The organism is Bacillus salitolerans (assembly GCF_042680805.1).
In the GTDB taxonomy this organism is placed as follows: Bacteria; Bacillota; Bacilli; order Bacillales; family SA4; genus Bacillus_CJ; species Bacillus_CJ salitolerans.
Genome location: NZ_JBHUEM010000028.1, coordinates 44,263 through 57,550, shown reverse-complemented (window position 1 = coordinate 57,550; position 13,288 = coordinate 44,263). Strand labels below are relative to the sequence as shown.

The window sequence follows — 13,288 nt, the reverse complement described above, 5'->3', positions numbered from 1 at the left end:
TCTAACTGCCGATGGCTGTGGAAAATCTTTATTGTAAGGTATAAGAGGGTAATTTGTTCGTTATAATTTTAATAATAACTGTGTCACACACTCGACATGTGCCGTATGCGGAAACATATCAACCGGCTGCAAGTACTTCACCTCGTAGTTCTTCCCAAGCTCAGCGACATCCTTAGCTAACGTCGATGGGTTACAGGACACATACACGATCTTTTTCGGCTTTATTTTTTTCAGGGTGTTCAATAATCCTGCATCACAGCCAGTACGTGGTGGATCCACCACGACAACATCCGGCTTCCAGCCTTCTTTCACCCATTTTGGCAAGACGTCCTCTGCTTTGCCGACTTCATACTTTACATTATTAAAGCTGTGGTTAGCAGCATTTTTTCTAGCGTCTGTGATCGATTCTGGAATGACATCCATTCCTCTGATTTCACCGGCGTCTTTCGCCAGCCATAGTCCGATTGTTCCAACTCCGCAGTAAGCATCGACGATTTTTTCTTTTCCTGTTAGTCCCGCTGCTTTTTTTACTTCATCATATAGCTTGACCGTTTGGGTTGGATTTAATTGAAAGAATGCTCTTGCTGAAAGTTCAAACTGTAAGTCCCCTAATACTTCTTGAATCGTTTCCTCGCCTGATAAATGCATAGTTTGGTTTCCAAAGATGAGCGACGTTTTTTCACCGTTGATGTTTTGCATAATGGATTTGACTTCTGGTAGCTTTGATTGGATATCACGAATGAGCTTGTCGCGGTTCGGGATTTCTTTTTTTGCTGTAATGAGAATAACTTGAAGCTCTCCTGTTTGAATTCCAACTCTCGTGACTATCGTACGTACGATTCCTTTTCTTGTCCGTTCATTGTAAATAGGAATTTGTAGTTTCTCTAACATTCTTTTGATCACCTGAGTCACTTTATTCGTACTCTCATGCTGAATCATGCAATCCGACAGGTCAACAAGCTCGTGTGAATTCATCCCATAAAGTCCAGCAATTACTTTTTGTTTTTGCAAGCCAACTTGAAGCTGGCTTTTATTCCGGTAGTTCCACGGATCCTCCATGCCGATTGTCTCACGCACCTCAAGCTGATCCATTGGTATTTTTGAATATCGTTCAAAGGCTTGAATGACAATATCCCGCTTTTCGCGTAATTGGCCTTCATAGTTCAGGTGTTGTAACTGACAGCCACCGCACTTATCATAGATTGGACATGGCGGTGCCACACGGTCAGGTGACTTTTTGCGGATTTTCTTTACCTTTGCTTCCATTAAGTTTGGTAACACCTTTGTCGCTTCTGCCACCACTTCCTCACCTGGAAGAGCCCCTGGGACGAAAACGACCTTCCGCTTAAAAAAGCCCACTCCTTCTCCATTAATGCCCAGCCGTTTGATTGTTAAGGGAAATGTTTGTCCTATTTCTAGTACTGCTTCTTGTGTCTTTTTCACTGTGATCCGCTCCATTATTGTTTCGTTTCAAGGCTACGCCATAAATATAGGGAGGCATAGCTCAAGTAAGGGCTCCACCCTTTTGATAATTCATCCATTTGTTCATATGTAGGTTTTTGGTCTAGGTTGAAATGCTTTTTTATTGCGTTTTGGATCCCAATGTCTGCCTTCGGAAATAGGTTTTGCCTTCCAAAGCCAAAAAGGAGCAAGTTTTGAATGGTCCACTGACCAATCCCGCGTATCTTCATTAACTTTTCTTGAATTTCTTCGTCATTCATTGTCACAAGTTCATCTAACGATAACTGCCCTTCCGCAAGAAGTCTTGATGTATCAATAACGTACTCTGCTTTTCGTTGACTAAACTGCATGTCTCGAAGCTCGCTATAAGCTAAGGAAGCAACCTTTTCAGGAAGTGGGTAAAACCAAACACCATCCACTTCCTCTCCATACGTTTGAACAAGTCTTTTTGTCAGCGTAAAAGCAAATGACATATTCAGCTGCTGGTGTATGATACATTTTAGCAAACTTAAATACGGATTCATATCTAAAACAAGCGGTGTCCCTTCGTGATCCTTTGCAAGCTTGGCAATGTTCGTTGCCTCAAAATGTTTAGCCATTTCTTTTAGCGATACGTTCCATTGAAAAATTCTTGCCACTTCATTCAGTGTTTCTTCTTTGTACTGATCACTGGTGACTTCAAACTCAGGAGCCTCAATCGTTCCAACCCCTTTAATCGTAACGACCTGTTTGTGATTATGTACGTACATCGGAATTCTAATTGTGTTTGCTTCTAGGTCAATTTGATTTAACGGATCTAATGTAAGACGATGTAAAACACTTTCAAACCGGTACGGTCCTTCTGTTATTACCGTTTCAGTCCACATACTTAGACTTCCCTTCCAAGCAATTTCTTATTTTTTCCGTATTATATCATGAAAAATGGTCATTCTAAATGATGGCAGTAAAAGCTAGATTAGGTAACAAAAACTTGTATTTTCGCGTAGAAAGCAAAAATACCACAGCAAAACAACTGTGGTATCTCAAATTAGCTAAATAACCACGGATGTGGCATCGTTTTTTCCATCATTAAATCATCTAGGCTTTTAAAGGTGTAGCCTTGTGCTTGAAGGTCGGTAATGATTTTCTCAAGAGCATCAGCATTATCCTTCGATACTGTATGTAACAGTAGGATTGCTCCAGGATGGATTTGCTTCATGACATTGTTATACGAATGCTTCCAGCCCTTTTGTTGATCGGTATTCCAATCGACGAATGCAAGTGACCAGAATACATTTGTATAGCCGAGTTTTTCAGATAAGGCAAGCGTTCGTTCACTAAATATACCTCTTGGTGGACGCAGATAATTCATGCCTTTTTGCCCAGTTAGCTGCTCGTATTCTTCTCTGACTAGCTCTAACTCTTTCTTTAACCTAACATCACTGACCTCTGTTAAGTCAGGGTGGTGCCAGGAATGATTCCCAACGATATGGCCTTCAGCGACCATGCGTTTGACAAGGTCTGCTTCCTTTTTCAAGTAATACCCTGTCACAAAGAACGTTGCTGGGACCTTTTTCTTTTTTAATACGTCTAGGATTTGTGGTGTATATCCATTTTCATATCCATTATCAAAGGTTAAATAGATTTCCTTTTTGGATGTATCGCCTAAGTAAAAGCCATTATACTGCGAAAGTAACTCTTCTAATTGCTTCCCTGCAGAGGCAGGCTCATGATTAACACTCTTTTTAAATCCCCAATGCGTTTTAGCATTCGAGTAGTTTGATGCATCTATATGAAGTGACGGAAATAACAATAAGCTTATCGCGAATACGCTGAAAATCATTTTCCATTTCATTTCTTCAGCCCCTTTCTTTTACTTAAACATTTCGTATATGGATAGTTTCTGTTGTAAAGGGAATTTCATGCTGTGTAAGGTTTTCCAAGCGCGAATCATCATCTGCTATCTTTTTCAAAATTGTCACATTCCTTCCATTTACAGTTAGAAATTACTGGTAAACTTGTAAGTGAAGGGGTGGTTGATTTGATGAAGATGTCGAATACCGTTAAATTCTTTCTGTTGTACTTCTTCCTAATCATTTCATTAGTAGTTTCAGCCGTTTTGTGGTCAAAGGATTATTCCCACACACCTATCGAGCAAACACATACAGAAGAAATGAAAGCTCTCTTTTCAGATGCCATGGCTAAATATGAATTGAAACAAGAAGAGAAGCGAAAAGAAAATGAAGGAAAGTGGACGGTTTCTAATGAGTTCGCGGTCACTGCCGTCACACTTGGAGCCATTTTTGATATTGTCTTTATTCTCTTATGGGCTAGATATGAAAATAAGAAACGAGAAGGGGAAGTTCAGCCTAAAAAGCGATGGACCGATTCAAAATGGTTTTGGAACATTGTCGCTTTTGGAGTTGTCCAGCCTAAAAATAACCGGCTCGTGATTAATTGGAAAAACTTTATTCTATTTGTCATTATGATGTACGTATTGAAACTTGCGATATTTAGAATGATTGAGCAAACGTAAAAAGCTTGGGACTAAGTCCCAAGCTTTCAGCATGTTTTAAGACCTCATTCGGGAAATTGATATATCCGACTAAGTAACATATACAAAGAGGCGACCCCTACTATTGAATAGTTCAAGGATCAAACCACTTTGAAATGTCGATTAAATCCTGTTATCTGACTTTTCATTCCGCAAACCAATTCGAAATATCGATTAAATCCTGTTATTCGACTTTTCACTCCGCAAACCACTTCCAAATGTCGATTAAATCCTGTTATTCGACTTTTCACTCCGCAAACCACTTCCAAATGTCGATTAAATCCTGTTATCCAACTTTTCACTCCGCAAACCACTTCCAAATGTCGATTAAATCCTGTTATCCAACTTTTCACTCCGCAAACCACTTCCAAATGTCGATTAAATCTTGTTATCCGACTTTTCACTCCGCAAACTACTCCAAATGCTCGATTATTAGAACCCAAACTTCAATTCTCATCATATTCTATAGGACCATTAAGGTGGAACGTAAAAAAGACTATCGAGATCTTTCTCGACAGTCTGAAACTGGAACTAAGTCCCAAGCTTTTCAAATTATTTAAATACTGGCTCTTTAAATTGGGCAAGCTTTTCAAGAGATGATTTTTCTACATCCGCATGTAAGCTATTTCCGTGTGAGTCCATTGTTACAACTGCTTTAAAGCCTTCAACGTTTAAGTGCCACATGGCTTCTGGAATTCCAAACTCCATAAAGTCAACACCTTCAACCGATTTAATACAGTCTGCATAGTATTGAGCAGCTCCGCCAATAGCGTTTAAATAAACACCGCCGTGATCTTTTAATGCGGCAAGCGTCTTCGCTCCCATACCACCTTTACCGATAACTGCACGAAGACCAAACTTCTTCATAATATCACCTTGATAAGGCTCCTCACGAATACTTGTTGTTGGGCCGGCTGCTTTCACATGCCACTTGCCTTCGTCATCCTTAAGCATAACAGGTCCGCAGTGGTAAATAACCTGACCATTTAAATCTACTGGTGCATCGTTTGTTGAAAGGTGCTTATGGATTGCGTCACGTCCTGTGTACATCATTCCATTGATGATGACAACGTCTCCAACCTTCAGGTCACGGATTTGCTCTTCTGTAATGGGAGCTTGAAGGACAACCTCTCTGGATTCTTCGCTTGTTTCTACTGCTGCTGCTACTTCCTTCGAGAAGTCGATTTTTTCTCCCTCTTGATACATCCAGTCTTGAATCTCACCTGTTTCAGGATCAAGCTTTACTCCTAAACGACGGAATGCCCAGCAATTGTACGCTACAGATACGAAAAAGCTTGCTGGAATACGATGCATCACACCGATTTTACAGCCTAGTAAAGTCGTTTCTCCCCCAAAGCCCATTGTTCCAATTCCAAGCTCGTTCGCATTTGCCATCACATATTCTTCTAGCGTGCGAAGATCTTCGTTTGGATTTACATCGTCATTTGAACGGAAAAGCTGTTCCTTTGCTAAATCATATCCACTTGAACGATCTCCACCGATTCCAACACCGATGAAGCCGGCACTACAGCCTTGCCCTTGTGCTTGGTAGATAGAGTGCATGATACACTTACGGATTCCGTCAAGGTCACGACCAGCCTTGCCAAGACCTTCTAACTCACATGGTAAGCTATACTGAATGTTCTTATTTTCACAGCCGCCACCCTTTAGAATTAATCGAACGTCGATATAATCATTTTCCCATTGCTCAAACTTCATAACTGGTAAGCCGTCTCCAAGGTTATCTCCACTGTTTGCTCCTGTTAATGAATCAACAGAATTTGGACGAAGTTTTCCATTCTTTGTTGCCTCGGCCATTGCATGCTTGATAGCTTCTTTAATTTTAAGTTGGTTGACCCCTACTGGCGCTTTAATTTTAAATGTTGGAAGTCCTGTATCCTGGCAAATAGGTGATACATTGTCATCCGCCATTGTAATGTTATTTGTAATGGTCGCAAGTGACATTGCAGCACGTGTTCCAGCACTTTCTCTTTCCTTTGCTGCTTTAATCGCACGACGGACATCCTTCGGTAAATTTGTTGATGTTTCAACAATCAGCTTGTACATACTTTCTTGAAGCTTTTCCATTTGTAAGGCTCCTTCCCTGCTACCAACAAAATGGTAGTGACGTATGCAATACGCCTTTTTGTATAAATTTTTATCCTCTACTATTATACGACGATAGAATTATTTCATAAAGTGAAACTTCAATCAGTGGATGCTTTTACCACTGATTGTTAGTTGAACCAACCATTCTTTGATAAATAGTAGGATTTCGTCAGCGGTAGCTGAAACGGGTAAGGTTGTCGTTTTTATACTTTTATGGATATATGTTTTATTTTTCTGGATATAGGAAAATTTTTCTGGATAAAAGCACACTTTTTCTGGATATAACACTTTTTTTCTGGATAAAACGAATAATTTTCTGGATATCGCTAACAACACTTTATTTTGCACGATCTTTGATTTCCCTCTAAAGAATCGGATTACAACATGAGTCATAATTAGTATCTAAAAAACACAGCCGACCTACTCGACTGTGCTCTCGTCTTTCTTGAACTGTTCTACTTTTACTTCCATATCATCCAGCATTTGAATGAGACGATCAATATCCTCTAGATCGGCATGCTCCGGGTCTAAATGATCAATCACTTCAATGAACATTTCTAAGCGATTTTTTAAGTAAGATATTTGTGAGTCATTATTTGTTACGGCTTTGCCCAATTTTGTTTCTCTCCTTACGTATTGTTATTTATCCTTTTACACGATATCATAGAAACGGTATTTTTTCGAAAGGAAGTTTGTTATGACCCTAATTACAAGACAACCAATTACTCCTACGTTTGATCCGTGGGAAGCTTATTTAGATATACAAGATTATGGCAAGATGACACTAACCAACGTTGAATTCACAACGACTACACTATGCAATATGAGATGTGAGCATTGTGCAGTCGGTTACACGCTTCAGCCGAAGGACCCAAATGCCCTTCCACTTGATTTATTATTGAAACGGTTAGATGAGATTCCTCATTTACGTGCGTTAAGTATTACGGGTGGGGAACCAATGCTTTCATTAAAATCCGTTGAAAACTATGTGGTTCCTTTGTTACAGTATGCCCATGAACGAGGTGTTCGAACACAAATTAATTCGAATTTAACGTTAGATCTTGACCGTTATAAAAAAATAATCCCTTACTTAGATGTCCTTCATATCTCCCACAACTGGGGTACGCTCGATGACTTTATGGAAGGCGGCTTTGCGATGATGGACCGAAAGCCTAGCCACGAGCAAAGAAAGGTGTACTTTGATAAAATGATTGAGAATACGAAAGAATTGACGAGTGCTGGAGTCATTGTTTCGGCTGAAACGATGTTAAACAAACGCACACTCCCTTATTTAAAGGACATTCACAAGCAAATCGTGGAGGAAATGGGCTGTCAAAGGCATGAGGTTCACCCGATGTATCCGAGTGATTTTGCAAGTACGTTAGACATTCTTACGAAGGAGGAAATTCGCGACTCTATTCATCACCTTCTTGATTTCCGGGATGAGAACGTTTGGATGCTGTTTGGAACCTTACCTTTTTATCCTTGTAGTGATGATAAAGAAGATCTAGCCCTACTAAAGCGACTCTATTCAAGTAAAAACGTAACAGTACGTAATGATCCAGATGGTCGTTCAAGGCTCAATGTCAATATTTTTTCTGGTGATATCATTGTCACGGATTTTGGTGACACACCAGCACTCGGAAATATTACAAATACGACCTTCCAGGAAGCATATGATACATGGATGGCTTCTAAAACAGCTAATGAGTTAAATTGTCACTGCCCTGCAGTTCAATGTCTAGGTCCGAATGTTTTAGTGAAAAATAGCTACTACACAGATACCGACTTCCAGACCCGCCAAGCAAAACTTGAGAAAATGAGGTAAGGTAATGGAATCTTTGGAACTACTTTGGAGGCACCCTGCCTCCCAGCTTGTTGTTGTTATATTACTTGCTCTTATCGCGATAAAATTTGTGGATAAGTCTGTCCACAAGTTTTTTCTGCGAACCGAATTTTTTGAAGAACGAAAAGAAAAAACGATTGAAAGCATGATTCGTTCCTTTACAAGGTATACAGCCATTATTGGAATTGGATTGTATGCAACGTCCCTCTTTGTTGATGATTTTGGAAAAGTACTTGCCGGTGCTGGGGTGGTCGGAATTATCATCGGCTTTGGTGCTCAAAGCTTAATCCGAGATATTTTAGCTGGTATTTTCTTAATTTATGAAAAACAGCTTCATAAAGGCGATTTCGTTACCGTCAATAATACGTTCAATGGAACAGTCGAAGATATTGGGCTTCGTTTTCTAAAGGTAAGAGAATGGAGCGGAAAGCTCCTAACCATTAGTAATGGTGAAATTAAACAAATTCAGAACTTCAATATCGACCGAATGAGAGTAATTGAACGAGTGGTCGTGAGCTATCGTGAAAATCCTGCAACTGTATTTTCTGTCCTAGAGAAGGTGTGCGAGCGGCTAAATGAAGATATTTCATTTTGCTTAAAAAAGGATGTAGAGAATTGTATCGTTGAACCCTTTCAAGTGTATGGGATGACTTCTTTAAATGCGAATTTTAAGGGCTATGAATATACAATTACAGGTCTTGTTGAGGACCGCTATTATTGGGACGCTTCAAAAAGCACAAGAAGAGCCATTGCTGAGGAAATGTACGCGCAAGAAATCCAAATGGCCGAAGAAAGAACATTTTTTTCAAATACAGAGACACCGATCATCTAAGACTTGGTCATTCATTGTTCCAAATGCGTCTGTGCTTCTGTGAAACGTTGGTGAATCTTTTTGCTATAAATGCTAATGGAAACAGCAATTAATGGTAATGGAATTAATGCAGCAAATGTATGCTCCAGCTAATCAAGATACCCAATGTAAAAAGGATGGTTAGCATAAACACGCTTGAATCGAGTAAGGTAAGAATTCCAAATCCTGTTGTTAATGAACTAGCTTTTAAATCATTGGGGGCAAGCGCCATTAAGTCCCCAGTCCTATTTTTCTCATAAAAGGTGGTGTCATTTTTAAACTACGTTAGGTGTTTCACAAGAAAGATATGTGGGTATAACTAAACAAAGAAAATGGAACGGTTCCGAATGGATATACTATATTGCTCAAGAAGGCGTCACGTTTAAATTCCTATATTTTAGGTAGTGGTCTAAACTATGTAAGAATTCGCCTTACTTGTACTTGTGGCAATCCTCTTGCACTGACAGGTTCTCCTGGTATCGATTTCGATTTCGAAGCACACATATTCCCAAACGGTACAGTAAGAATATTCGGAAACACGATGGATATCCAAGCTATGAGATTTATAAGAGGGTTGATACTGCCCCACATAATACGATTTACAATTTACTAGACAAGCTCAATATTCCTCAGGCCCACCAATGGAAATATCTATGGATAAAACTGTATAATATCATTTCGTATCAAAAATCCTTTAAATCCTCAGGAAACTCAAATGGTTTAGCGTTATTATAATCTTCTTCAGTTCCAACGAAAAAAAACAAAACTTGAGTAGCCGAAGTTTCAATTTTTTCTTTAACTTCACCAATATTACCAATTGCCATCCCATGAATCATTGTTTCTTGATCAATTTCCTTTCCTTTCTTTCCATTCTTATTCATATAATAAAATTGATCTCTAGCTACTCCAGTTTCTGGATACATAGTTGAGGTCCTCAATTCACCATTATTATCGAATTTAAATATTAAAAAATCGCCTTCTTTTTGTAGCTCTTCATATTCTGATTGATTAAATCCTGCAAACACCCAACCAATGTGTCCTTCTGGTATCAAAAATAAATTTGTCGTTCTTTCTTGTACTTGACACCCTGAAATTAGAAATAAAATAAAGAATATTACCCAGTACCTTTTCATACAGTAAAATATTCCTTTCTTTGTCATAATAATTATTTTAGTATTTTACAATATGAAGAAACTATACATTCAACTATTTAAAGATTTTACAATACAAGTGTTGTTTTTTACCCTATGATTCTTTACCTTTTTTTTTGCATTTTTTATAGTAAGAAAGTTAGACTTCACCTAAGGCTCTTATTTTTCCCGTGAAACATTTCAATTTCTTTTAAGTTTCATTGTGAAACTGCATTACTAATCGCCGATATAACATCTTCACCATCTGGACCAGCTTTTATAACAGCTTCTACCTTACCTTGAGATATCCCACCAATTCCTACGATGGGTAATATCACTCCCGCTTCTCTAATTAACTCAATCACTTCAGGACCTTGTACTTCTCTAATATCTGTTTTTGTCGATGTTTCATACATAGGGCCAACACCAAGGTAGTCTGCCCCAGCTTTCACCGCAGCGTGTGCTTCTTCAACATTATGAGCAGACACACCAAGAATCTTATCACCGATTCTTTCACGAGCACTCATCGTCGATTCATCTTCTTGGCCAATATGAATACCATCCGCATCTATTTCAAGCGCAAGATCAATATCATCATTTAAAATGAAAGGTATCTGATGTTCCCGACAAATACTTAGTAGATCCCTAGCCAGATTAAGCCTCTCTGAATCTACTAACTTCCTTCAGCTTTTTCGCAAAATTGAAGAAGGGTAATTCTCCCCCTTAATCGCTTCTTAGAACATGCCGCGGATCTCTAGTAAAATTAGGGCTACCTAATACAAAATATAATTCTTTTTTCAACCAACACACACTTCCTTATTTCGGTAGGCCCAGTGCGTCATCCCAGTAAGAACTTCTGCTTCCGGGATAAATTTAATATTTGGATCGCTTCATTTTTGGAATCCTGAAATGAGCTATTCCCCTTTACTTGTAGGGATGGACTATGTATTGGCTGGCATCATCTGGTGTTATATTTCCGCTAAAACAAATAGTGCTGAATTAACAATCGGTGCTCATACGGCTAACAACATGCTGCACGGCTGGTTTCTTACGATGGATAACTCAGCCTTTGGCGAAATTCCATCCCTTTTCGTTGTAACCTCCATTAATCCTGGAAATTCCTTACTATGGTCGGTCATAACACTAGGGATTTTCCTATACCTTGCTCAGCGAAAATATGGGTTTAAAAAGGAAAAGGCTATTGACTAGCTAGTATTTCTACGAGAAAATAATCGCAATAGTTAGATTGAGAATATGGGAGGCTTACAATGAAAAAATATTTTCAAATGATGATAATAGCTCTAATCGTATGTACAGTTCCATTCCAAGCACATGCAAATAGTGTTTCACCTGGAATAGCAACCTCAACCGAAGTAAGATTTGATGTTCATTTAACAAACTCAAGGAACGTAACGGTCAGACATTCCTACCAAGGAACCGTTAATGAAAATACGATTATCTATGAACATAACGGAGATTTACCTTTTTTCGAACTTTCTTTTGTTGGAACGTGTAAGGGCGCATATACCTTTTTCTTTTATGATGAAAACGGAAAAGAGATTAAGTGGATACAGTATCACACAGAATTAATCGCTAAGAAATGCGAACAAGCAGAAGATTTCGGAGAATGGGAAACAGAATAAAGGATTCAAAGAAAAATGCTGTTGAGACAGTACTGTCAACAGCATTTTTTTATTCCATTATCTAGGTCGATCAGACACGACATACCCAAATGATACGTGGTCTTGAATCGGAATCCATGCGCCAATTCCTTGTGATGTTACATTTTTCACGACAATACTTTTTTTATTTCCTTTTAACACAAGGTATACTTCACCAAATGTGACTTTTCCTTTTTCGTTTACAGCAGGTGCATAGGCATATAAATAACCCATCTTCTTAGGTGCCACATTGTATACTTGATCCTTTTTCGTACCATAGCCAATGACTGTATGGAAGGATAGAGGAAGATTTGTTTTTTGCATTGATTTTAACATCATCATTTTTTTGACGTCTTCTGAATTGGAAATTTTCGCGGTTAATCCACCCTTTACATGCTTTTCCGCTTCTTGCTTATAGTAGATTTGTTGTGGTGATTTTCCGCCACGGTTATCTGAATAGTTTGTATTTATCTTTTGATATTCCCAGTTTACACTTGTTTCATTCGATTCGTAGTTAAGAGGCCATTGCCCCATATAAATTGTTGCTCTATATCCAAACGCCAAAGGTGCATCTGAAATCGTAGTCTCGTTCAGCATGCGAATGAGATCAGGATTTTCAATTTTTACATCTGACGTATCGAGTAGCTGCTGTGCTAAGCTACTCGGTTGTAAGTAAGGTAAATCTTGCGTAGGGTTTGGATATGTGTTGTCCTTTGAAATATTGAGTACCGAATTTGGGATTTTAACACTTGACTCAGCTTTTACTTTATCATCAGCCTTCTTCTGTTCAGCACATGTAACACTTGAGAATGATATGAATAATAAAGATGTAACGATAGCAACCATTACTTTTTTCATTTTTTTGTTTTGCTCCTTTCATGGATAACACTACTTATAGTTGTCCCTAGTTTTTTCTAAACAAAAGGACTTTATCCATGAAACCTTAAAAAAAATCAACTCCACTTTTCCTTCAGTCTCTCCATCCTCGGGAAAAAGATCTGAACAAAAGGACCAACCGAAAGCGCGATGATAATCGTGCCAATTCCAATTGGACCCTTAAATAATAAGGCAAGAAGCAGTGCAGTCACTTCTCCTATTGTTTTTGCCACCATTAGATTCACTTTAATCCTTGCTTGAATGGCAAGCATGAACCGGTCAATAGGGATGAGTGGATATTTTGCTTGAAGATAGATGGCAATTCCAAGTGAAAGGAACAAAAGACCAACCATTAATACGACAAGCTTCATAACAAAGCTTGCTGGATCCCACTTTGCTAACACATAAATTAACCAGAAATCAATGTACCCTCCAACAATTACGATCGTAAAAATTGCAAAAATATCTGGACGCTCCTTGAGTAAAATCGCATTAATGACGATAAGAGCTAATCCAACAATAATGACCCAGCTCCCAACCGTCAATCCAAATGTAGTTGAGAGCCCGACATTTAACGCATCCCAAGGACCCGCTCCTAAGTCAGACTTAATGGTAAAACTAACCCCTAATGAAAGAATGGTCAGCCCTACTAAATAAAATAGCAATCGTTTCACGTGCATAAGACAATCTCCTTTTGATGTAAATAATGATAGAATACCATTATAAATGTTGTTTATAAATTAATTTAAATTACAATTAATTTGAATATTTACATTATTTAAAATAGATGCTATAATCAGATTAACCCTAAAAGCTTTTCAT

The 13,288-nt window shown here is 38.5% G+C and carries 15 protein-coding genes and 1 pseudogene; 5 read left to right on the top strand and 11 right to left on the bottom strand.

Annotated features, from left to right (window positions below):
- Positions 1-60: 60 nt before the first annotated feature.
- The 3 genes from rlmD to pdaA all read right to left on the bottom strand — a co-directional run bounded on the left by rlmD (position 61) and on the right by pdaA (position 3,295).
- Positions 61-1,443 (bottom strand): 23S rRNA (uracil(1939)-C(5))-methyltransferase RlmD, encoded by a 1,383-nt coding sequence (rlmD, locus tag ACFSCX_RS15880; RefSeq protein WP_377929233.1) that lies wholly within the window; start codon positions 1,441-1,443, stop codon positions 61-63.
- Between the two features lie 14 nt (positions 1,444-1,457).
- Positions 1,458-2,327 (bottom strand): DNA-3-methyladenine glycosylase family protein, encoded by an 870-nt coding sequence (locus ACFSCX_RS15875; protein ID WP_377929232.1) that lies wholly within the window; start codon positions 2,325-2,327, stop codon positions 1,458-1,460.
- A gap of 161 nt (positions 2,328-2,488) precedes the next feature.
- Positions 2,489-3,295 carry a delta-lactam-biosynthetic de-N-acetylase gene (gene pdaA, locus ACFSCX_RS15870; protein ID WP_377929231.1) on the bottom strand — a complete coding sequence of 269 codons (807 nt, stop codon included), beginning with the start codon at positions 3,293-3,295 and terminating at the stop codon, positions 2,489-2,491.
- A 189-nt stretch (positions 3,296-3,484) separates the two neighbouring features.
- On the opposite strand from pdaA, the gene ACFSCX_RS15865 reads away from it, so the two are divergent.
- A complete protein-coding gene (locus ACFSCX_RS15865; RefSeq protein WP_377929230.1) occupies positions 3,485-3,976 on the top strand; it encodes a hypothetical protein in 492 nt (163 codons plus the stop codon).
- A gap of 119 nt (positions 3,977-4,095) precedes the next feature.
- On the opposite strand, the gene ACFSCX_RS15860 is transcribed toward ACFSCX_RS15865, so the two are convergent.
- The 3 genes from ACFSCX_RS15860 to ACFSCX_RS15850 all read right to left on the bottom strand — a co-directional run bounded on the left by ACFSCX_RS15860 (position 4,096) and on the right by ACFSCX_RS15850 (position 6,718).
- Positions 4,096-4,398 carry a hypothetical protein gene (locus ACFSCX_RS15860; protein WP_377929229.1) on the bottom strand — a complete coding sequence of 101 codons (303 nt, stop codon included), beginning with the start codon at positions 4,396-4,398 and terminating at the stop codon, positions 4,096-4,098.
- A gap of 148 nt (positions 4,399-4,546) precedes the next feature.
- On the bottom strand, positions 4,547-6,082 hold the full coding sequence (locus tag ACFSCX_RS15855) for a fumarate hydratase (protein ID WP_377929228.1): 1,536 nt from the start codon (positions 6,080-6,082) through the stop codon (positions 4,547-4,549).
- A 441-nt stretch (positions 6,083-6,523) separates the two neighbouring features.
- Positions 6,524-6,718 carry an SE1561 family protein gene (locus ACFSCX_RS15850; protein ID WP_377929227.1) on the bottom strand — a complete coding sequence of 65 codons (195 nt, stop codon included), beginning with the start codon at positions 6,716-6,718 and terminating at the stop codon, positions 6,524-6,526.
- A gap of 82 nt (positions 6,719-6,800) precedes the next feature.
- On the opposite strand from ACFSCX_RS15850, the gene yfkAB reads away from it, so the two are divergent.
- The gene (gene yfkAB, locus ACFSCX_RS15845) at positions 6,801-7,931 is read left to right on the top strand and encodes a radical SAM/CxCxxxxC motif protein YfkAB (RefSeq protein ID WP_377929226.1); all 1,131 of its coding nucleotides are present in this window, start codon (positions 6,801-6,803) and stop codon (positions 7,929-7,931) included.
- A gap of 4 nt (positions 7,932-7,935) precedes the next feature.
- Entirely contained in the window at positions 7,936-8,781 is an 846-nt protein-coding gene (locus tag ACFSCX_RS15840) for a mechanosensitive ion channel family protein (RefSeq protein WP_377929225.1), read from the top strand.
- On the opposite strand, the pseudogene ACFSCX_RS15835 reads toward ACFSCX_RS15840, so the two are convergent.
- The 3 genes and pseudogenes from ACFSCX_RS15835 to ACFSCX_RS15825 all read right to left on the bottom strand — a co-directional run.
- Positions 8,776-9,061, bottom strand: a pseudogene (locus ACFSCX_RS15835) (ABC transporter transmembrane domain-containing protein); the annotation flags it as partial. The gene ACFSCX_RS15840 and the pseudogene ACFSCX_RS15835 sit on opposite strands and share 6 nt — an antisense overlap.
- A 421-nt stretch (positions 9,062-9,482) precedes the next feature.
- Positions 9,483-9,932, bottom strand: a complete 450-nt coding sequence (locus ACFSCX_RS15830; protein WP_377929224.1) for a DUF6843 domain-containing protein — start codon at positions 9,930-9,932, stop codon at positions 9,483-9,485.
- Positions 9,933-10,147: 215 nt separating this feature from the next.
- Positions 10,148-10,543 (bottom strand): thiamine phosphate synthase, encoded by a 396-nt coding sequence (locus ACFSCX_RS15825; RefSeq protein WP_377929299.1) that lies wholly within the window; start codon positions 10,541-10,543, stop codon positions 10,148-10,150.
- 226 nt (positions 10,544-10,769) lie between these two features.
- Between ACFSCX_RS15825 and ACFSCX_RS15820 the strand changes: the two genes are divergently transcribed.
- Both ACFSCX_RS15820 and ACFSCX_RS15815 read left to right on the top strand, forming a co-directional pair.
- On the top strand, positions 10,770-11,138 hold the full coding sequence (locus ACFSCX_RS15820) for a CPBP family glutamic-type intramembrane protease (RefSeq protein ID WP_377929298.1): 369 nt from the start codon (positions 10,770-10,772) through the stop codon (positions 11,136-11,138).
- Between the two features lie 59 nt (positions 11,139-11,197).
- Positions 11,198-11,572 (top strand): hypothetical protein, encoded by a 375-nt coding sequence (locus ACFSCX_RS15815; RefSeq protein ID WP_377929223.1) that lies wholly within the window; start codon positions 11,198-11,200, stop codon positions 11,570-11,572.
- A gap of 57 nt (positions 11,573-11,629) precedes the next feature.
- Here ACFSCX_RS15815 and ACFSCX_RS15810 read toward each other — a convergent pair whose 3' ends face one another.
- Positions 11,630-12,448 (bottom strand): YfkD famly protein, encoded by an 819-nt coding sequence (locus ACFSCX_RS15810; protein ID WP_377929222.1) that lies wholly within the window; start codon positions 12,446-12,448, stop codon positions 11,630-11,632.
- Between the two features lie 95 nt (positions 12,449-12,543).
- Positions 12,544-13,146, bottom strand: a complete 603-nt coding sequence (locus tag ACFSCX_RS15805; RefSeq protein ID WP_377929221.1) for a YczE/YyaS/YitT family protein — start codon at positions 13,144-13,146, stop codon at positions 12,544-12,546.
- Positions 13,147-13,288 lie beyond the last annotated feature (142 nt).